Raw genomic sequence first — 21,747 nt, 5'->3', positions numbered from 1 at the left:
GAGTGGTCGCTCGATGACCGATAGGGACGAGCCGAACGAAACGGCGCGCCCGGTGCGGCCACGGCGCGCGAGTGCCCGCGGTGCAGAACGTAAGCGGCGCAACCCGTTCGCGCCGCTGCCGAGCCTGCTGAACGCCGCAGTCGAGATGAACCCCACCGGCATCGCCATCTCGTTCGACGGTCGCGAGATCAGTTACGCCGAGCTGGATGCGCAGTCGTCGCGGCTCGCCCGCGTGCTCATCGGCCGTGGCCTCGGCCCCGAAGATCTTGTCGCGGTCGGTATTCCGCGATCGATCGAATCCGTCCTCGCTGTCTGGGCGGTCGCGAAGACCGGTGCGGGCTTCGTGCCGGTCGACCCGAACTACCCGCCCGATCGCATCGCGCACATGGTCGGCGACTCCCGCGTCGTGATCGGCGTGACCATTGCCGCTGCGCTCGAACGGGTGTCGGCGAACGACGTCGAATGGCTGGTCATCGACGGCGCGGGGATCGAGAGTGAATTGGCGGACGTGTCGTCCGAACCCGTTTCGTACGCAGACCGCGTCCGGCCGCTGCGCGCCGAGAACGTCGCGTACGTGATCTACACGTCCGGTTCGACGGGCCTGCCCAAGGGTGTCGTCGTGACGCAATCCGGTCTCTCGAACTTTTGCACCGAACAGCGCGAGCGCTATCGCCTGACGGCAGAGGCACGGACGCTGCATTTCGCGTCGCCGAGTTTCGATGCGTCTGTCCTCGAACTCCTGCTCGCGGTTGCCGCCGGCTCGACGATGGTTATCGTGCCGCCGGGAATCTACGGCGGCGCCGAGCTGGCGTCGATCGTGGCTGCCCAGCGTGTCACCCATGGCTTCGTGACACCTGCGGCGTTGGCGTCGGTGGATCCAGCGGGTCTCGACGAGTTCCGTGTGGTCTGCGTCGGTGGCGAAGCCTGCCCGCCTGAACTGGTCAACCGCTGGGCGCACGGCCGGGAGTTCTTCAACGGCTACGGGCCGACCGAGACGACCATCATGACCAACATCAGTGATCCGCTGCAGCCCGGCGAGGCGATCACGATCGGTCCGGCGATCCGGAACATGACCGCACTCGTCCTCGACGCCCGCCTGCAGCGGGTGCCGGTCGGAGTGGCCGGGGAGCTGTATCTGTCAGGTCTGCAACTTGCGCGCGGTTACCACGAGCGGCGCGCGTTGACGACCCAGCGTTTCGTCGCGAATCCGTACGCCGCAGAGCCCGGCGAGCGCATGTACCGCACCGGAGACATTGTGCGGCTACGGGATTCCGGCGAAGTGGAGTTCGTCGGACGCAACGACTCGCAGTTGAAGATTCGCGGGTTCCGCATCGAGCCCGGCGAGATCGACGCCGCGTTGACAGCGCATCCCGACATTGCCTTTGCCGTGACGATCGGACGCGAAACGTCTTCCGGTACCACCGCTCTCGTCGCCTACGTGCTGCCCGACGAGAATCGTGTCCTCGACACCGACGAGGTGCTCGAGTTCGTGGGCAGGATGTTGCCCGTCCACATGGTGCCCACGGTTCTCATGGTGCTCGACAAGATCCCGTTGACCCCGGTCGGCAAGCTCGATCGGGATGCGTTGCCGGAACCTGTCTTCGAGGTTCGCGAATACAGTCCGCCCGCGAACGCCGCCGAAGAGTTGGTTGCCCGCGTCTTCTCGCAGGTGCTGTCCGTCGAGCGGGTCGGACGCGACGACGACTTCTTCGATCTCGGCGGAAACTCGCTGATCGCAACGAAAGTCGCCGCGCGACTCGGTGCCGAGCTGGATGCGCGCGTCCCTGCTCGCTTTGTATTCGAGTCCAGCACGGTGTCGGCTCTTGCTACGGCCGTCGAAGTATTGCGTGGCGAAGGCGGTCGGCCACGCCTCACACCGCAGACGCGACCGGAGAACATTCCGTTGTCGCTGGCGCAGCAACGAATGTGGTTCCTCAACCGCTTCGACACGGCATCGGCACTGAACAACATCCCCTTCGCGATTCGGCTGGTCTCTGAACTGGATCCCGCGGTCCTCGGTGCCGCGGTCCGCGATGTCATCGAGCGGCACGAGTCGCTGCGAACCGTGTACCCCGAAGACGGCGGCATCGGTCACCAGGTCGTACTCCCGACCGCGGACGTCGTCAGCGAGTTGGCGGCGGTGCCGGTCGCCGAGAGCGAGTTGATCGGCTGGATAACGGACTTCGCGATGCGCGGCTTCGACGTCACCGCGGCTGTCCCGCTGCGGATCGCCCTGCTCGCGGTCGGTCCGGCAGAACACGTGCTGGCAATCGTTGTCCACCACATTGCCGCCGACGGTGCGTCACTGGTGCCGATGGTGCGCGACCTGGTCGGCAGCTATCTGGCACGGCTCGGCGGTAGCAAACCGGACCTGCCGGCACTGCCGGTGCAATACGCGGATTACACACTGTGGCAACGCACCCTGCTCGGTGCGGAGAGCAACCCGAATTCGCTTGCGGCGCAGCAGCTGACCTACTGGCGACAGCGGCTCGACGGCCTGCCCGACCGGATCGACCTCCCGCTGGACCGGCCCCGCCCGGTGGTCGGGTCCAACGCGGGTGCGACCTACGAATTCGTCATCGACGACACGCTGCGCAAAGCGCTCGAGGAACTCGGCCGCAATCACGAGGCGTCGTTGTTCATGGTGGTCCACGCGGCCTTCGCTGCCGTACTCGGACGAGTTTCTGCCACAACGGATGTCACGATCGGTACGCCGATCGCGGGTCGTGGCGAGGAAGCACTCGACGACCTCGTCGGCATGTTCGTCAACACCCTCGTACTGCGGACCGATGTCGATCCGGGGCTGTCGTTCACCGACCTCCTGGTAGCGGTTCGCGACGACGACCTCGCCGCCTTCACGCATGCGGACATGCCTTTCGAGCGACTCGTGGAGGTGCTCGACCCGGTCCGCTCCACCGCCCATCACCCGTTGTTCCAGGTGGCGCTGTTCTTCCAGAACATGGGCACTGCCGAGCTCGAACTGCCGGGACTGCGCGTGGAAGCCGTCGAGTTCGACGGCGTACTCGCGAAGTTCGATCTGCAGCTGACGATTTCGGTCCCGGAGCACGATTCGCCAGGCAGTCTCGGCGCGTTGTTCACCTATGCCACAGATCTTTTCGACGACTCTTCCATACGGTTGCTCGCCGGTCGGTTGTTGCAGCTGCTCTCGGCCGTCGCGGCCAACTCGGACCGTCCGGTCGGTGACATCGACCTGCTCGATGCGAGTGAACGTCGCGAACTCCTGATCGAACGCAATGCCACCGACTTCGACGTCTCCGACGAGTACCTCCTCGCCGGATTCGACGCGCAAGTCTTGCGGACACCCGATGCGCCTGCGGTCGTATTCGAGGGTGACCAGCTGACCTATGGCGAGTTCGATGCGCGCGTCAATCAGGTTGCCCGGCTGCTGATATCGAACGGTGTCGGACCGGAATCGCTTGTGGCCCTCGCCATGCGACGATCGATCGACCTCGTGGTCGGGATGTACGCGGTCGTGCGTGCAGGCGGCGCGTACGTGCCGATCGATCCCGATCACCCGGCCGAGCGCATCGCGCACGTCCTCGACACCGCACAGCCGGCATGCATATTGAGCACGACCCGGGACGGCTTTGCCGCCGAATCGGGAGCGGTCATCGAGATCGATGCCGTCGACCTGTCTCCGTACTCTGCTGCCGCGCTCCGAGCCGACGAGCGGCGGGCCGTTCTTCGCGGTGATCATCCCGCGTACGCGATCTTCACGTCCGGCTCGACCGGTCGCCCGAAAGGCGTTGCGGTTCCGCACAGTGCGATCGCGAACCAGGTCGCCTGGATGCAGTCCGAGTACCGGTTGGACGCGTCGGACGTCTATCTGCAGAAGACCGCCACGACCTTCGACGTGTCACTGTGGGGTTACTTCATGCCCCTGCGCGTCGGCGCCACCCTGGTTGTCGCCACACCCGACGGCCACCGTGATCCGCTCTACCTCGCCGACACCATTGCCGCACAACACGTTACGATCACCGATTTCGTACCCTCGATGCTGGCCGTCTTTGCGGGACAGGTCGACGCGGCACAATTGCGGTCGCTGCGCCACGTTTTCGTCATCGGTGAGGCGCTGCCACCGGAGACTGTTTCCGCGTTCGCGGCCGTGAGTTCCGCGGGCCTGCACAATCTTTACGGTCCGACCGAGGCTGCGGTCTCGATCACCTATTGGCCCGCGCGTGTGGGGGAGCGGCAGACTCGCGAACCGATCGTCGCCATCGGCCGCCCCGAATGGAACAGCGCGGTATACGTGCTCGACAGTCGTCTGCAGCCCGTTCCCGACGGCGTACCCGGTGAGCTGTATCTCGCGGGCGTGCAACTTGCTCGCGGCTATGTCACGCGGCCGGACCTGTCCGCCGACCGGTTCGTCGCGAATCCCTACAGTGGCTCCGGCGATCGGATGTATCGCACCGGTGACCTGGTCCGGTGGAGCCGGGACGGCATCTTGGAGTACATCGGGCGCACCGACTTCCAGGTGAAGTTCCGCGGCCAGCGGATCGAACTCGGCGAGATCGAGACCGCGCTGCTCGGGCACACCGCGGTGCAGCAGGCAGTCGCGGTCGTGCAGCAGACCGTCACCGGCGACCAGTTGGTTTCCTATGTCGTACCTGGTCCGGGTGCGACTGTGGCAGGGGACGAACTGGTGTCCTGGCTCGACGGCCGCCTACCGACGTATATGGTCCCCGCTGCGGTCGTGGTGCTCGACGAGTTTCCTCTGAACTCGTCCGGCAAACTCGACCGCAAGGCGCTGCCGGAGCCGACCTTCGAGCAGCGCGAATTCCGTGCTCCGACAACGCCTGTCGAAGAGATCGTTGCCGGAGTCTTCGCAGATCTGCTCGGCGGGGCGCGGGTCGGTCTCGACGACGACTTCTTCGCACTGGGCGGAAACTCGCTCGTCGCGACGCAGGCGGTAGCGCGACTGGGGGCGGCGCTCGGTACCCGCATCCCCGTACGCACGCTGTTCGAAGCATCGACCGTGCAGACACTCGCCGCACGCGTCGAGGCGCATTCCGATGCCGGACCCGGGACGTTGCTGGCGCCGCGTGTCCGGCCCGCGCAGATCCCACTGTCGTTGGCACAGCAGCGCATGTGGTTCCTCAACCGCCTCGACCCCGACTCGGCAGTCAACAACCTGCCGGTTGCGATCCGGCTGACCGGTGACCTGAACGTCGCTGCACTGCAAGCTGCCGTCGGCGACGTGATCTGGCGGCACGAATCCCTGCGCACCGTGTTCCCCGAGCAAGACGGCAAGCCGTATCAGCAGATCCGTACGGGCGCGGACGTGGTTCCCGACCTGACACCCGTCGTCGTGCCGGCCGACGCCGTTGTAGCTGCGGTGAGCGACTTCGCTTTCCGTGGCTTCGACGTCACGTCGGAGATCCCGGTTCGCGTCCGGTTGTTCGAGGTGTCGCCGCACGAGCATGTGCTCACCGTGGTGGTCCACCACATCAGCGGTGACGGCTTCTCGATGGGCCCGCTGACCAGGGACCTGGTCGTCGCCTACGAGGCGCAGCGCCACGGCGCGGAGCCGAACTGGCCGCCGCTTGCCGTGCAGTACGCCGATTTCGCACTCTGGCAACGCGAAGCACTCGGTTCCGAGCAGGACGCGAATTCCCTGATCGCGAAGCAGATCGACTACTGGCGCACGACGCTGTCCGGCCTCCCGCAGGAACTGGAACTGCCCACCGACCGGCCACGCCCGCAGATCGCAGGAAATCGCGGTGGCAACTTCTCGTTCACCGTCGCAGCGGAGGTCCACGGCGGGCTTGCCGAGCTTGCCCGCGAACACAATTCGACGCTGTTCATGGCTGTGCACGCCGCGCTCGCGGTGCTGCTCGCCCGGACCGCGAACACCACCGACGTTGCGATCGGAACACCCGTCGCCGGGCGTGGCGAAGAACAGTTGGACAGCCTGATCGGGATGTTCGTCAACACACTCGTGTTGCGCACCGACGTCAATCCGCATGAGTCGTTCGCCGAATTGCTCACGCGCGCACGGGCAACCGACATCGGTGCGTTCGGCAACGCCGACCTGCCTTTCGAGCGCCTCGTCGAGATCCTCGATCCCGAACGCTCGCAAGCGCGGCACCCCTTGTTCCAGGTCATGCTCACGTTCCAGAACATGGCGCGCGCCGCACTCGAACTGCCGGGGCTGACGGTGTCGAGCGTCGAATTCGACATCGATCTGGCCAAGTTCGATCTGCAGTTCACGTTGTCGGAGAACACATCCGAAGACGGTGCGCCGGCCGGTCTGCTCGGCGTGGTCACCTATGCGACCGAACTGTTCGACGAATCGACGGTCGCCGAATTCGTGGACAGATTCCAGGCGATCCTTGCCGCGGCCGTGCGCGACGCGGCCGTGCCGACCGGCGACATCGCGTTGCTCGGCGACGCGGACCGCGCGCAGGTGCTGTTCGAATGGAACGATCCGGTGCTCACCGCTGCCGACGCGACTCTGGTGCAACTGTTCGACGAGCGGGTCAGGCGATCCGCTACGTCGGATGCACTCGTGCACGGCGAGCTCCGGATCAACTACGGTGAGCTCGATGCGCGCGCGAACCGGCTGGCGCGCAAGCTGATTGCGCAGGGCGTCGGTCCCGAGGCGCTGGTCGCCGTCGCGTTGCCGCGATCGGTCGAGTTGGTCGTGGCACTGCTCGCAGTGTTGAAGGCGGGCGGCGCCTACCTGCCGATCGACGTGACCTATCCGCGGGAACGGCTGGAGTTCATGCTCTCCGACGCCCGACCGGTCTGCCTGATGACCCAGGGCGATGCTGCTGCGGGTCTGGGTGCGGAGCTGCCGGTGGTCGATGTCGGCGACACCGAGACGTTCGACGATGCACCCGTCACAGATGCCGATCGCAACGGCAAGCTGCGGCCCGAAAACGCTGCGTACGTGATCTACACCTCGGGCTCGACCGGTCGCCCCAAGGGGGTGCTGATCCCGCACCGAAACGTGGTGCGCCTGTTCGCGCATACCGAGAGCAAGTTCGGCTTCGGCGAATCGGACGTCTGGACGCTGTTCCACTCCTACGCCTTCGATTTCTCGGTGTGGGAGCTGTGGGGTCCGCTGCTGCACGGCGGCGCACTGGTCGTCGTCGATTACTTCACGACGCGGTCGCCCGATGAGTTCCGGGAACTGCTTGTGCGAGAACGGGTAACCGTACTCAACCAGACACCGTCGGCGTTCTATCAGCTCGCCGAGGCAGATCGCGTCGCCCTGACCGACGAACCGGAGACCGCCGGGGAACTCGCACTGCGGTACGTCGTATTCGGTGGTGAAGCGCTCGAACTTCGGCGTCTGCAGAGCTGGTACGAACGGCACGCGGACGACACCCCGCAGCTGGTCAACATGTACGGCATCACCGAAACCACCGTCCATGTCAGCCATTCGGCGCTGGATTCCGCGGCGGCGGCAAGCGGTGCCGCGAGCGTCATCGGCCGTGCAATTCCGGGTCTGGGCGTGTACGTGCTCGATCAGCGGTTGCATCCGGTTCCGATCGGCGTCGCGGGGGAGATGTACGTGGTCGGCGGTCAGTTGGCGCGCGGCTATCTGCGTCGTCCTGGGCTGTCGGCGGGCCGGTTCGTCGCCGACCCGTATGGCGCACCGGGCGCGCTGATGTACCGCACCGGCGACATCGGCCGCTGGAACTCCGACGGTCAGCTCGAATACGCCGGCCGCAGCGACTCCCAGGTGCAATTGCGCGGCTTCCGAATCGAACTGGGCGAAATCGAGGCGGCGTTGCTGCGGCACGAGTCGGTCGCGGATGCCGTTGCGATCGTCCGTAGCGACGAGCGCACCGGCGAGCGGTTGGTCGGCTACGTCGTGCCACGTTCCGGGGGCGCCGTCGACACCACTGCGGTGTCGGACTTCGTGTCCGGCTTCCTGACCGACTACATGGTTCCGGACGTATTGGTCGTGCTCGCCGAACTGCCGCTGACCGCAAACGGCAAGCTGGATCGACGTGCCCTGCCCGCGCCCAGCTTCGTGGGTTCGCTGGCATCCCGGGCACCGGAAACCGAGCTGGAAAAGTCGATTGCAAGCGTGTTCGCCGAGGTTCTCGGCCTGGAGACGGTAGGGGCCGACGACTCGTTCTTCGCACTCGGTGGCGACAGCATCGTGTCGATTCAGCTTGTGTCGCGGGCGAAGTCGCGCGGCGTCGTGTTCACGCCCCGGGACGTCTTCGAACGCAAGACTGTTGCCGGGCTCGCCGAGGCCGCACAGCTGCACGCCGAATCCGGCGCTGCACCTGTGGAATTGGTCGAGCTCGAAGGTGGCGGCGTAGGGCCGATGCCGCTGCCGCCGATCGTCTCGTTCATGGTCGGTCGCGGCGGCGGGTTCGACCGCTACAATCAGTCGGTCGCGCTGGAATTGCCGATCGGCATCGAGCGCTCCCTGCTGGTACAGACCGTCGCCGCCGTAATCGACCGCCACGACGTGCTGCGAGCGAAACTCACACGCGTCGAGGACGATTGGTTGCTTGTGACCGAGCCGGCCGGCAGTGTCGACGTCGACGCGTTGGTCACCCGTCTCGAGTTCGACGCAGCCCTGGACACTGCCGCCGTCGCCGCCCTTGCTGTCAGCGCGCAGGATGCCGCCCTCGGGCGGCTCGATCCTGCAAACGGTGTTGTGCTGCAGTTCGTCTGGCTCGATCCCGTCGGGTCTCCGACGCGGTCCGGCCGGCTTGTCGTCGTTGCCCACCACTTGGTGGTCGACGGGGTCTCGTGGCGGATCCTGATACCCGACTTCATTGCCGCGTGGGGGCAGCTTTCGCACGGGCAGAACGTCGCGCTTCCGGCGGTCGGCACCTCGATGCGCCGCTGGGCCCACGCCCTCGTGGAGCGCGCGGTCGCACCCGATCTCGTTGCGCAACTGCCGTTCTGGCGAGCCACGCTCGCGGGCGCCGACCCGGCACTGGGTGACCGGCCGTTCGATCCCGCAATCGATCTCGCGATAGCGGTCGAGAAGATCGCGGTCAGCATCCCCGCGGACGTCACAGAGCAGTTGCTCACGACGGTGCCGAAGTTGTTCCACGGCGGCGTCAACGACGGTCTGCTTGCCGCACTCGCACTTGCGGTTTCGCGCTGGCGCCGCGATCGGGGGATAGCCGAGTCGTCGACGCTGCTCAGTCTCGAAGGGCACGGCAGGGAAGAGGGTCTGGTTCCAGGCGCTGACCTCGCGCGGACCGTCGGCTGGTTCACGAGCATCTTCCCGGTCCGGCTCGACCTCGCGGGGATCGACCTAGACGACGCCTTTGCGTCGGGGCCCGCCGCCGGTGCGGCAGTGAAGGCGGTCAAGGAGCAGTTGGCAGCAGTGCCCGAGCGTGGCGTCGGCTACGGGTTGCTGCGTTATCTGAACCCCGACACCGCAACCGAACTCGGTGCAATGGCAGGTGGGCAGATCACATTCAACTACCTCGGCCGAATTTCTGCCGACGACGTGCCGGCGGGCTTCGCCGACATCGGGTGGATCCCGGCAGGTGACCTGGGCGACCTCAGCGGCACGCCTGACCCCGACATGCCCGCGATGACGGCACTCGACATCAATGCGATCGTGGTCGGCGGCCAATTGAGCGCGAACTTCGGCTTCCCGACGACCCTGCTCGAACGTGCCGACGTCAACGAACTGGCGGAGCACTGGATCGCGGCATTGCGCGCGTTGGTCGACCACGTTGCACAGCCGGGTGCCGGTGGTCTGACACCGTCGGATCTTCCGCTCGTGTCCTCGACTCAGCGCGACGTCGACGCATGGGAGGCGCACTACCCCGCCATGACGGACGTCTGGCCGCTGTCTCCGCTGCAGGCCGGCATGTACTTCCACGCCATGCTCGCGGCGACGTCGGTGGACGTCTACACCGCGCAGGTTACGGTCGGACTCGACGGCACTGTCGACACGTTGCGGCTGCGCGCGGCAGCACAGGCCGTGCTCGATCGCTACCCGAACCTGCGGACCGCGTTCCTGACCAACTATGCAGGTGAGCCGGTTCAGGTCGTACTCGACCACGTCGACATCGACTGGGCGGAAACGGATCTGACCAGTTCGTCGGATTCGGATGCGGCCGTGCAACGGCTTGCGGAGACGGAGCGGTCGCGGCGTTTCGACCTCACCGCCCCGCCGCTGCTGCGCTTCCGATTCGTGACGCTTGCCCCCGGCCGGTTCCGGCTGATCATCACGAACCATCACGTCCTACTGGACGGCTGGTCGATGCCGTTGCTGATGAAGGACCTGTTGGTGCTCTACGCAACGCGCGGCGACGCGTCGGTATTGCCCGCGCCGCGTTCGTACCGGAACTTCCTCGAGTGGGTGTCGCGTCAGGACGCCGACGAGTCGATGGCCGCGTGGCGCAAAGCCCTTGCGGGCGTGGACGAGCCGACATTGCTGGCGCCCGCCGACCGTGCCCGGCAGATCACCTCGATCTCCGGTGAATACAGGTTCGGACTCGACGAGGCCGAGACCGCGGAGCTGTCGCGCTTCGCCGCGCAGACCGGGGTGACGGTCAACAACGTCGTCCAGGCTGCGTGGGGTGTGCTCCTCGGCAAGCTGACCGGCGACGAAGACGTCGTCTTCGGCACCACAGTGTCCGGCCGCCCACCGGAACTGCCGGGCGTCGAAGACATGGTTGGACTCTTCATCAACACGCTGCCCGTTCGGGTACGTTGTAGCGCAGCCGATTCCGTCGCGACCGTGCTCGAAGAGTTGCAGGCGAGCCAGGCCTCGCTGCTCGGGCACCACTTGGTCCGGCTGGCAGACATCAACGCAGTCGCCGGTGCGGGTGCACAGTTCGACACTCTCTTCGTGTTCGAGTCCTACCCGATCGACGCCGAGGGAATTGCTGCAGGCGCGAGCTCGATCGACGGAATGAGTCTCGCCAGTGTCGAATCCGCGGATGCGACGCATTACCCGGTAACGGTGATTGCTCAGCTCGACTCCACACTCAAGCTGCGCATGACCTACCTGACCGAGCTTTTCGACGGGCAGGCGATCGAGCTGTTGGCACGCCGGTATCGAAACGTGTTGGCGCAGATGATTGCCCGGCCCGAGGCGCCGGTCGGTGATATCGACGTCGTCGAATCCGCGGAACGGACGTTACTGCTACAGGAGTGGCAGAACCCGGGCAGCGAGCAGACCGAAGCGACGTTGCTCGACCTTTTCCGATCGTGGGTTTCGGCAAGCCCCGGCGCGGTCGCGCTGGTGGACGGTGCCGATCGGATCAGCTACGGCGAACTGAGCGAGCGTGCGAACAGGCTGGCGCGCAGACTGATTCGCGCCGGTGTCGGGCCGGATGACCGGGTTGCCCTTGCGCTCGGCAGATCTGCCGACCTCGTCGTCGGCGTGCTCGGCGTCCTGCAGGCTGGCGCGGCATACGTTCCACTCGACATCACCCATCCCGCAAGCCGACTGGAATTCATTCTCGCGGACTCGGCGCCCGTGTGCGTGGTGTCGACCTCTGACGATCTCGGCGACTTCCCTGCCACGACATTGCCGGTGCTCCGAATCGATGACGACAGCGACACCGCGTCGGGCGAGCCGGTGGCCGACTCGGACCGGACCGCGCCGCTGCGTCCGGACAACCTCGCCTACATCATCTACACGTCGGGTTCGACGGGTCGGCCGAAGGGCGTCGGCGTCACCCATCGCAACGTCGTCGAACTGCTTCGAAACAGCCAGCCACTGTTCGGCTTCGACGACTCCGACGTATGGACGCTCTTTCACAGCTATGCCTTCGACTTCTCGGTGTGGGAGCTCTGGGGCGCGCTTGCCTACGGCGGCAGGCTCGTGATCGTCGACTACTTCACGACGCGGACACCGCAGGACTTCCTGGAACTCCTCGTCCGCGAACAGGTGACGTTCCTCAACCAGACGCCCGCGGCGTTCTACCAGCTGGCCGAAGCAGACCGGGCGCGTAGCCAGCAAGCCGAATTGGCTTTGCGACACGTCGTTTTCGGCGGCGAGGCACTGGATCTGCGGCGGTTGCGTGACTGGTACGAGCGCAGACCGGCAACACCGCGCCTGGTCAACATGTACGGCATCACCGAGACGACGGTCCACGTCTCCTTCCTCGGTCTGAACGCCGAGCTGGCGAACGACGCGGCGAGCATCATCGGCCGCGGGCTGCCCGGGTTGAGTGTGTACGTGCTCGATTCGCGGCTGCGCCCGGTGCCGGTCGGCGTGCCCGGCGAGGTCTACGTGACCGGTCGGCAACTGTCGCGGGGGTATCTCGGCCGCCCGGACCTCGCGGCTGTTCGGTTCGTCGCGAACCCGTTCGGCGGCGGCGACCGGATGTATCGCACAGGCGATCTCGCACGCTGGAACGCAGACGGCCAGCTCGAGTACGCGGGCCGCAGTGACCTGCAGGTGCAGCTGCGCGGGTTCCGCATCGAACTCGGTGAGATCGAGGCTGCCCTCGCTGGGTGCGCCGGTGTGGCGCATGCGGTCGCAGTCGTGCGCTCCGATGCGGGTGTGGAGGATCGGCTCGTCGGCTATGTGGTTCCGCAGTCCGGCGCGAGTGTCGATCCGGCCGAAGTCCGGACCGCGGTCGGCGAGTTCCTCACCGGCTATATGGTCCCCGACGCGATCGTCACGCTCGACGAACTGCCGTTGACGCCGAACGGCAAGCTGGACCGAAAGGGCCTGCCCGCGCCGGAGTTCGTCAGCGACCGGCCTTTCCGGGAGCCGGAAACCGACGTCGAACAGGCCGTTGCGGCAGTCATCGCGGATGTCCTGGACATCGAGCGGATCGGACTCGACGACGATTTCTTCGCGCTCGGCGGAAACTCGCTGTCGGCTGCGCGAGTTGCGGCCCGGCTGCGCGACCTGACCCTGCCGGACGGTCGACCCGCGGAGTTCCAACTGCAGTGGCTGTTCGCGTATCGCACCGTCGCCGATGTCGCGCAGCAGCTGACCGCACCGAGCCCGGCTGCGGCGGCGGGAGGCCTCGGCGTCGTGCTGCCGATCCGTACTCCGGACGCGGACGACGCGGTGTTCTGTATTCATCCGCTGATGGGCTTGGCCTGGATGTACACGTCGATTGCGCAGTTCGTTCCCGACGGCCTCGCCGTCTACGGCGTCCAGTCACCGGCGCTGGTCGACGCAGAGTGGTCGCCCGAATCGATCGACGCGATTGCCGAGCGCTATGTGGACGAGATTCGCGCGGTCCGGCCGAGTGGTCCGTACCGGCTGCTCGGCTGGTCGCTCGGTGGTGTCATTGCTCACGCCATGGCTGTGCGACTGCAGGCGCTCGGCGCCGAGGTTTCGTCGCTCGTCATGCTCGACAGCGTCCACGCCATCGACCTCGACGTCTTCAGCAGCGAACTGGCGGACACCCTGCTCGCGGCGGGCATCACCGAGGCGAGCGCCGCCACGCTGACCGAACTGACCGACGATCAAGCGCGCCGACTGCTCGACTCGCTCGGCGCGGACGCGTCGGTGACGATCGGCCAGGTCCAGCGGTTGTTCGCGACGGCGGTGCGGTCCGCGCGGTTGTCGACGACCTACCGGCCGGAGACCTTCGCCGGTGACCTGGTTTTCGTCAGTGCGGAGGTCGAGCATCCGAGCGCGGAGGACGCTGCGCTGACCTGGCAGCCATATGTGAGCGGCGCGGTCGTCAACCATCCTGTCCCCGCTCGGCACAGCGAACTGCTGGGCCCGGACGCCCTGTCCCTGATCGGACCGATCTTGGCCGCGGAGGGTAACGTCAGGTAACTTGCTGTCGATCATGATGCGGGGTCACTTTCTGATCACCCCGTGTTGCGGTGCCGGGCCGGCTCGCCGCCCGGAAGATAGGATGCGCAGCGGTATCCGTGCATCGAATCGTCTAGAACTAGATATGGAGCACTTATGCGCCGATCGTCCCGAATGCCGACCCTGCTGCGAGGTTTCGTCGCTCTGAGCGTGGCCCTCGTCGTTGCAGTTGCTGGGTCGGGAACTGCGGCCGCCGATCCGATCATCTCGTCGGGTGCGCTGCTGCAGAACGCAACTTCGCCGAACGGTTCATACGTCGATTCGGTCGAGATCGTCAACGACCGCACCCTTGTCATCTACGTCTACTCGGCATCGATGATGCGACCGATCCCGGTTCAGGTCCAGCGCCCGGCGAACACGAGTGTTCCGCAGCCGACCCTGTACCTGCTCAACGGTGCGGGCGGTGGCGTCGACAACGCACAGTGGCGGCTGAAGACCGACGCATTGCAGTTCCTGTCCGACAAGCCGGTCAACGTCGTTTCGCCGGTCGGTGGACCGTGGAGTTACTACACGGACTGGAAGCGGGCAGACCCGGTTCTGGGACTCAACAAATGGAAGACCTTCCTGACGCAGGAACTGCCGCCCATCATCGATGCCGGACTCGGCACCAACGGCGTGAACGCGATTGCCGGACTTTCGTCGTCGGGCACCTCCGTACTGCAGCTCGCAGAGTCGGCCCAGGGCCTCTACAAAGCCGTCGCGTCATACAGCGGTTGCGCGCAGACCAGCGACCCGATCGGGCAGCAGTTCATCACGCTGACCGTCGAGACCTGGGGTGGCGGTGACGTGGAGAACATGTACGGCGCGCCCAACGACCCGGCGTGGGTCGAGAACGATCCCTACGTGCACGCCGACAAGCTGCGTGGTCTGGCTCTCTACATCTCGACCGGCAACGGTCTGCCCGGCCAGTACGACGTGCTGGACAACCCGTACGCGCTGCCCGGCCCGACGGGTCTGGCGAACCAGATCGTCATCGGTGGCGTGATCGAGGCAGGTACGAACTTCTGCACGCGCAACCTGCAGAACCGCCTGAACCAGCTGGGGATCCCCGCGACGTACAACTTCCGCCCGGCCGGCACCCACTCGTGGGGCTACTGGCAGGACGACTTCAAGGCGTCGTGGCCGGTACTCGCCGGTGGCCTCGGCATCTAGCCGATAGCGACAAAAAACTCCGGAGCACCTGGTGCTCCGGAGTTTTTTTTCGTCTAGCCAGCGGGTTTGTTCGAGCCGGGTTTGTTCGAGCGGGTTTGGTCTAGCAGGGTGCGGGATGCGCGTCCGCGTAGGCCGGGTCCAGCGACACCATGACGAGGTAACGGGACCGATCGTCACCCAGGAGGTTCTCGTGCGGGACCCGGTTGGTCTCGCAGCCGTCCTGCACCCAGACGTTGTGGACCTCGCCGGGTCCGTCGGGCGACAGGAACGCGTTCTGCGGCGGAGTGACGACCTCGTCGAACTTCGTTGCGATCACGGTGTAGTCGACGCCGGGCAAGGTTTCACCGGTCGAGTTGAGATCGCTGATCAGCTTCGAACCGACCAGCTGCTGCCGGCCCGCGATGCCGAACACGACGCGGGAGGTGAGGTCGGCAGGCATGCCCATCTGGATGAAGAACCGGAAGAGCTGCTGCATGCCGTTGAACGTGGTCCCGTGGTTGGTCGGTCCCAGCGCAATGAGAGACCGGACCTTGTTCCGTGCCGGGTCGCCGGCATCGGCACCGCCGTTGAACTTCAGGTACTGCCGCGACATCGTGCCGCCCTGGGAGTGGCCGACGATATCGACCTGGCTTGCGCCCGTGTGCGCGAGAACTGCGTCGACGAATGTGGCCAACTGCGCGGCCGATTCGCGGATGTCTGCCACGCCCCACACGACCTGCGCCGCGTCCCACCACGGTGGTAGTCCGCCGTAGTTGGGCGCGAACGCGCAGTATCCGGCTTCCGCGAGTTGCGGCCCGAGCAGCGAGAAGGCCGACTGCATGCTGGAGCCGGTGCCGTGCACCAGAACCACAGGCCGTGGATGTGCGGCGCTCGGCTTGCAGTTCCAGTCGTTGACGCCCGGCGGGGGCGGTCCCATGAGGTTGTACCCGGGTACGGGCTCGTCCGAGTCGTCCGCGTTTGCTGCCTGGGATCCAGCGCCCAACATGAGAATGGCGGCCATGCCGGCCGCCGCTGTCACACGAGCTGTCCTCATCCTTGCCCTCCTCGCCAGGTCGCGTGCCCTGAATTACTCGCGACGCCCAGCGTATGGCCGCCGAAATGTGTGGCCCATGGGTCCCACGGTACCAGTGTTGCGAAAAGTGGCCAAAACGATACCATAACGTTCCGGTCGCAATCGACTGGCGCGGCTTTCGGTGCCGCTCGAGTCGGGTGAGCAATTCGCCGCGTCGGCGAGACTACCCACACCGTGCGGGGCTCAATCAGCCGGAATTTTCCGCGGCCCGTCGATAGCCCCGTACTGCAGGGTATATGAAAGCGGCAACCATTCCGAATGACCACGCGACAGTTTTGAGCAGGGGCTCAGCAACTGGACCGCCCAGGGACAGCCCGCGCATCGCGTCGATCGCACACGACATCGGCTGGTTTGCGACCACGTCCTGCAGCCACGACGGGTAGGCGAAAATCGGCACGAAGCCGGTGTTGAAGAACATCAGCAGGCTCGTGACCAGGCCTACGAGGCTGACCAGAACGGCTCCGTCGGAAATCGTCGCCAGTGCGGTCACGGCAACCGCGAAGCCCATCCCGAAGATCACCGGCAGCCCGAAAAGCGCGATCGCGGCCATCGCTCCCTGCTCGAAACGGAAGTCGATAGCCAAACCGACGAGGATGATCGCGCCGGTGGTGATTGTGATGCGGATCGCCTCGGCGAACATGCGGCCGATCAACCCTGCGGCCCTGTTGATCGGCATCGTCCAGAAGCGCCCGACCAAGCCCGAGCGGATTTCCTGGTTGAGGCCGAGTGCGCTGACGATCGAGCCGGACATCGCCGCGATGAGCGTGATCATCGGCACGGTCCCGTAGACGCTGGGCATTCCGGTCGCGCCGGTAATGGAGTTGCCCAGGGTGATCCACAACATAAGCAGTGTCAGGGCGGGGTACAGGATCGCCTGAATGGTGGTTGCGGAATCGTTGAGCCACAGCCGGAGCACCCGTTCGGCCTGAATCGTGCTGTCTCGAACGAGTGCCGCAAGCGACCCTTCGTGGTTCGTGTGATCGACTGCGGGCAGTCGCAGGTCCTGACCGGCATAGACCTGTTCTTCTGACTCCGGCTTCATCGGGATCGCCATCACTCGCGCCTTCCGCTTGCCCAGATCGCAAGCGGCACGAACGCGACCAAGAGGCCGCACAGCCACGCGAGAGCCGGCCAGAACACCGCGAAGGTCACTCCGTCGGTCGTCATGTCCTGCATGGAAACGGCGAACTGGGAGATCGGCTGATTCCGGACGAACGGGCGCACCCATTCCGGAAATCCGGTTTCCGGCACGAAACCCGTCGAAAGCATGCCGAAAATCAGCGTCGGCAGCGCGAGCGCCTGACTGAGCGACTCAGGGCTCTTGGTCAGCACGCCGAGCGCATCCGCACCGAGCGAAAGTGCTGTGCCCACTGCGAAGGTGAAGACGATGAACAGCACGCCCTGCGCGAGACCGGCCTCGAAACGGAAACCGATGAGGAACCCGAACAAGATCGCGACACTGAGCGACACCGCAGATCGAATCATGCCGCCGGCGATCCGGGCCGCGAGCGGGACCAGCCTCGAGATGGGCATCGTCTGCAGCCTGCTGTTGAGGCCGTTGAGGGTTTCGAACGCGGCTATCTGCGCGTTGGACATCATCGTGAAGCCCATCGTCTGCAACGCAATGATCGGCATCACGAACTGTGCGTAGTCGATGCCGCGAAATCCCATGACGTATTTCAGCGGCAGATAGAAACCTGCGGTGAAGATGATCGGAGTGACGATCGCGACGAACATCTGACCGGTATTGATCAGGTTCCACATCACGCGCTTCGTGAGAACCGTCCACTGACTGAAGCTGGACGGTTCCACCCTGCGGCCGCCCGCTGTGCTCGGCCCGAATACGGCGGACGTCATGAATGTGAACCCGAGTGGCCGGTGAGCACGAGGAAGACGTCATCGAGCGACGGTCGCCGCAGCCCGATATCCGCCAGCTCGATGCCCGCTGCATCGAGTCGGCGCAGGGCCTCGGTCAGCGTCGCGGATCCCTGCGTCGCGGGAATGGACAAGCGGTCGTGCTCGGTAGCTTCGGCAAGGACGACGGCGGGAACGAGGTCGCCCAGCGCCGTCGCGACGGCGCCGATCTGTGCGGGATCCATCGGCACGACCTCGCAGTAGCTGCCGCCGGTCCGCGCTTTCAACTGGTCGGCAGTGCCCTCGGCAACGACGGTTCCCTTGTCGACGACGATGATCTTGTCGCTGAGGATGTCGGCTTCCTCGAGATACTGGGTGGTCAGCAGAACCGTGATGCCCTGGTCCTTGAGTGCCGCGATGAGGCGCCACACGCCTTGGCGGCTGCGCGGGTCGAGTCCGGTCGTCGGCTCGTCGAGAAACACGACCTCCGGGCGGACGACCAGTCCGCAGGCGAGGTCGACGCGGCGCCGCATTCCGCCCGAATAGCTGCCGACCGGTCGGCGACCCGGGCCGGTGAGGTCGAAGAGTTCGAGCAGTTCGTCGGCGCGCTGACGAGCAGACTTGCGGTCCATGCCCATCAGCCGTGCGAAGAGCTCGAGATTGGCGCGACCGGAAAGGTTCTGGTCGAGCGCGGCGTTCTGGCCGGTCATCATGATCGACCGGCGTACCTGCGGAGCTTCCGTCGCGACGTCGTAGCCGGCGACAACCGCGCGCCCGCTGTCGGGTCGCAGCAGCGTCGAGAGCACCTTGACGGTCGTCGTCTTGCCGGCGCCGTTCGGACCGAGCACTCCGAGCACGGTCCCGCGCGCAGCAGCGAAGCTGATGCCGCGGAGGGCATGGACGTCACCGAAAGATTTGTGCACGTCCTCTACGTAAACCGCCGGGTCGTCGCTGGTGGCGGCTTGCGTACTTGGCATCAACTCTCCAACGTTGTGTGCGGATTCCCCGAAGTTGATCTCGCCCCGACGGATCGATGTTACCCGGCGGGTCACGCCGAGCGGATTTCCAGCCGCTCGAGCTGCCACTCGATGTGCCGGAATCGGGGTTTGACGGCGTGGCGGAGTGGGAAATCGAACAGGGCGGCGGAGCGTCTCTTACTGTAAGGTGTCCCAGTGCATCGCGGGGCAGCCCCTCGCCAGATGAACCAGTAGGTCGGCGCAGAGTCGATCACCACATCGACGGACTTCGATTCGGACGAGCAACCAGACAACCCGTGAAACGGATGGTGGGCCCCGTATGGCACCCAAGGCGAACGACGTGCGAAGGTACACCGCCGGGTACGAGGTATTCGAGGAGTGGCAGCTCGCTCGCTTTCACCACAGGTCCGGCCTGGCTCACAAGATTCGCAGCATCCCGCTCGGCATTCGTTATCTGACGCTGCCGCACTACTTCGGCGCGGTTCCGCCGATCCGGCAGAAGCTGCGGGCGTTCGGTGGGCCGCGAACGCTGCCCGACTTCGCCTGTATCGGCGCTCTCAAGAGCGGAACCACAGACCTGGCCAGCTACCTCATGCAACACCCCAGCATTTTGGCACCGTTGACCAAGGAGATCGGTCACTCGAACACCGAAGCGTGGAAGATCTACTACCCCACGGTGAAAGAGATGGACCTGGTCCGGAGGAAGACCGGTTACGCCTTGAGCGGGCATTTCGATCCGCTCATCCACAACCTGGACCTGATCGACAACTACCACGCGGCACGCCCGGACGCGAAGATCGTGCTGATGTTGCGCGACCCGGTCAAGCGGGCCTACTCGCATTACAAGTGGGACATGTTCCTCGGCGGAAAATACGGGTGGTTCAGCCCGTACATGCAGTCGTTCGAGCAATACGTCGACCTCGCACTGGAAATGTTCCCTTCGCCGACGCCGCCGACCTCCCTGCCGACGGTCCCCATGCTGGCGACCGGTATCTACGTCAATTCGACCAAGCGCTGGCTGGACAAATTCGGCCGCGAGAACGTCCTCGTCGTCAAGGCCGAGGATTTCTTCGACGACATCGGCAAGACCGTCCGCGGGATTCACGAGTTCCTGGGCGTCCCGCCCGTGGAGCCGGATCCACACGGCGTGCTGAACAAGAATCCGCTGGAGTTCCCGCCGGCCGACGACGCATCGCGCGCGCGGCTCTACGAGTTCTACAAGCCGTGGAACGAGAAGTTGTACGACGTCCTCGGCCGAGATCTCGGCTGGGATCGCTGACCGCACTACCTTCTTGGCGTCTTTCCCTGATCGCAACTACTGTGGCGACCGGAACCTGGGCTGGGCGGCGCTAGCGCCCGCCTGTCGAAGGCGTCGAACAGAGGTGGCATACGGTGCGTCGAATCCGCGACCGGCGTGGACGTGAATATGGTTGCGGCGGAAGCGATTACGTAGACACGACAGCCGATGGATAGGCCGGAGCGCCGCCTGGCGGAGATCGACTCGCTGATGGCGCGCTCGCAGGTCGCGGTCGGGGTCAGCGCGATCCACACGAACTGGCTCTTCGATCGGGCCGTCGACATCGATCGACTTCGGGAGTTCGACGAGGCCCTCCGTCGCGGCGTTCTCGGCCGTGTCGCCGTTCGGCCGGTGCTCGGCGCCGCGGGCGATCGGTGGACTGCCAACGGACACTTCGCGCCGCTTTCGGTCGCAACAGAGGTCCTCCCGCGTGCCGACCTGGAAGATTGGATTGCAGCGCGCGCGGCAGACCCGATCGAGGTGTACGGCGGTCCGGCGATGCGGCTGGCGGTGACTCGCCTGGACGACGGCGGCACTGCTGTCTCGCTCCTGACCTCGCATGCAATCGCGGACGCGCAATTCCTGAGCCGTGCACTATCCGATGCCGCCGCGGGTCGCGGCGTCGAGTTTCCGGCGTTCGACAAGGGCGGGAAGCCGCTTCGGTTCGCCGACGAGGTCGTGTGGTCGGTTCGGCAACTCGGCCGCGTCGCGCGGATGCGGATTGCTCAGGCACGCTCCGACCAGGCACCGGTACCCGCACCGATCGGCCCGGCGACTGCGGACGAACCCTTGGCGGAGCGCACCGTCACGGTGCCGGACTCCTTCGTGCTCCCACGAACCTCAGCAATTATCGCGCGCGGCGCCTGGACGGCCGCCGCTGAGTCGCGAGGTGGAACGTCGTCCGTGCTGGCTGTCGCAGTCCTCGCCGATCTCGCGGCTGTGCTCGGCCGCACCACCAAGACCGGCCTCACTCGGGTTCGGGTTCCGGTAAGCATCAGGGGCGACGAGACGGACCTGCGGGCCAACGCCGTCACCGGCATCGCGCTCGACCTCGATCCCGCGCTCGATCGAACGGCTGATCTTCGCCCGGTGCGCGCACTGCTGCGGACGACCTTGAAGGAGCTGGCCGGGCGCCCGACCAGCGAGGCCCGGATGCTCGCCGTCAACATGGTCACGCCGAGGCGGCGTTTCGCCAGAATGGTTGCGCGGTTCACGAATATCGACTACCTGAGCGCGGCATGCGCGATCTGCGGTGAATTCGACTCGGCGATCGCACGGCTCGACGGGGGTAGTCCTGCGGCCATGACGATCGGATTGATCAATCGGCCGCTCGAGACACCGCCCCGTGTCGGCACGACCGGCGGCACTCTCACGATGGCGATCATGGAGGTCGGTGACACCGTGTCGCTTCGGGTCGCGGCCTTCCATCCACCGAATCCGCGGACCCGCGACGAGCTCGCGGCGGACCTGAAAGCGGTTCTCGACCGCTACGGACTGACAGCGAAATTCTGGTAGCTTGCGCGGCGCATCACTGTGCGCAAGATCGCGGAAACGGTTGGCGCGGAAGACCGATATACCTTTCGGTTGCTGTTTTCGCCGCTGTGGCAGCGCGCTTGTCGGCAGCCGCGAAGCACAA

At 65.7% G+C, this 21,747-nt stretch carries 8 protein-coding genes; 4 read left to right on the top strand and 4 right to left on the bottom strand.

All coding sequences use genetic code 11. The annotated features are described in order from the left end of the window. Positions 1–13: 13 nt before the first annotated feature. Both JGU72_RS22910 and JGU72_RS22905 read left to right on the top strand, forming a co-directional pair. Positions 14–13,720 (top strand): non-ribosomal peptide synthetase, encoded by a 13,707-nt coding sequence (locus JGU72_RS22910; RefSeq protein WP_233532843.1) that lies wholly within the window; start codon positions 14–16, stop codon positions 13,718–13,720. 135 nt (positions 13,721–13,855) lie between these two features. Then, the gene (locus JGU72_RS22905) at positions 13,856–14,911 is read left to right on the top strand and encodes an alpha/beta hydrolase (RefSeq protein ID WP_374101145.1); all 1,056 of its coding nucleotides are present in this window, start codon (positions 13,856–13,858) and stop codon (positions 14,909–14,911) included. Positions 14,912–15,011: 100 nt separating this feature from the next. Here the strand turns inward: JGU72_RS22905 and JGU72_RS22900 are convergent, their stop codons facing one another. The 4 genes from JGU72_RS22900 to JGU72_RS22885 all read right to left on the bottom strand — a co-directional run bounded on the left by JGU72_RS22900 (position 15,012) and on the right by JGU72_RS22885 (position 18,814). Further along, the gene (locus tag JGU72_RS22900) at positions 15,012–15,944 is read right to left on the bottom strand and encodes an esterase/lipase family protein (RefSeq protein WP_199686382.1); all 933 of its coding nucleotides are present in this window, start codon (positions 15,942–15,944) and stop codon (positions 15,012–15,014) included. Positions 15,945–16,170: 226 nt separating this feature from the next. Beyond that, on the bottom strand, positions 16,171–17,037 hold the full coding sequence (locus JGU72_RS22895; RefSeq protein ID WP_233532842.1) for an ABC transporter permease: 867 nt from the start codon (positions 17,035–17,037) through the stop codon (positions 16,171–16,173). After that, complete coding sequence (locus JGU72_RS22890; protein ID WP_199686381.1) at positions 17,037–17,840, bottom strand: ABC transporter permease; 804 nt, start codon at positions 17,838–17,840, stop codon at positions 17,037–17,039. Before JGU72_RS22890 ends, JGU72_RS22895 begins: the two co-directional genes overlap by 1 nt. After that, a complete protein-coding gene (locus JGU72_RS22885) occupies positions 17,837–18,814 on the bottom strand; it encodes an ATP-binding cassette domain-containing protein (protein ID WP_199686380.1) in 978 nt (325 codons plus the stop codon). The genes JGU72_RS22890 and JGU72_RS22885 overlap by 4 nt, the downstream gene beginning before the upstream one ends. A gap of 319 nt (positions 18,815–19,133) precedes the next feature. Between JGU72_RS22885 and JGU72_RS22880 the strand changes: the two genes are divergently transcribed. Both JGU72_RS22880 and JGU72_RS22875 read left to right on the top strand, forming a co-directional pair. Beyond that, complete coding sequence (locus JGU72_RS22880) at positions 19,134–20,093, top strand: sulfotransferase family protein (RefSeq protein WP_199686379.1); 960 nt, start codon at positions 19,134–19,136, stop codon at positions 20,091–20,093. A 186-nt stretch (positions 20,094–20,279) separates the two neighbouring features. Next, positions 20,280–21,626, top strand: a complete 1,347-nt coding sequence (locus tag JGU72_RS22875; protein ID WP_199686378.1) for a hypothetical protein — start codon at positions 20,280–20,282, stop codon at positions 21,624–21,626. Positions 21,627–21,747: the final 121 nt, after the last annotated feature.

The organism is Antrihabitans auranticaus, from assembly GCF_016481275.1.
GTDB lineage: Bacteria > Actinomycetota > Actinomycetes > Mycobacteriales > Mycobacteriaceae > Antrihabitans.
This window is presented reverse-complemented; position numbering and strand designations above follow the sequence as displayed.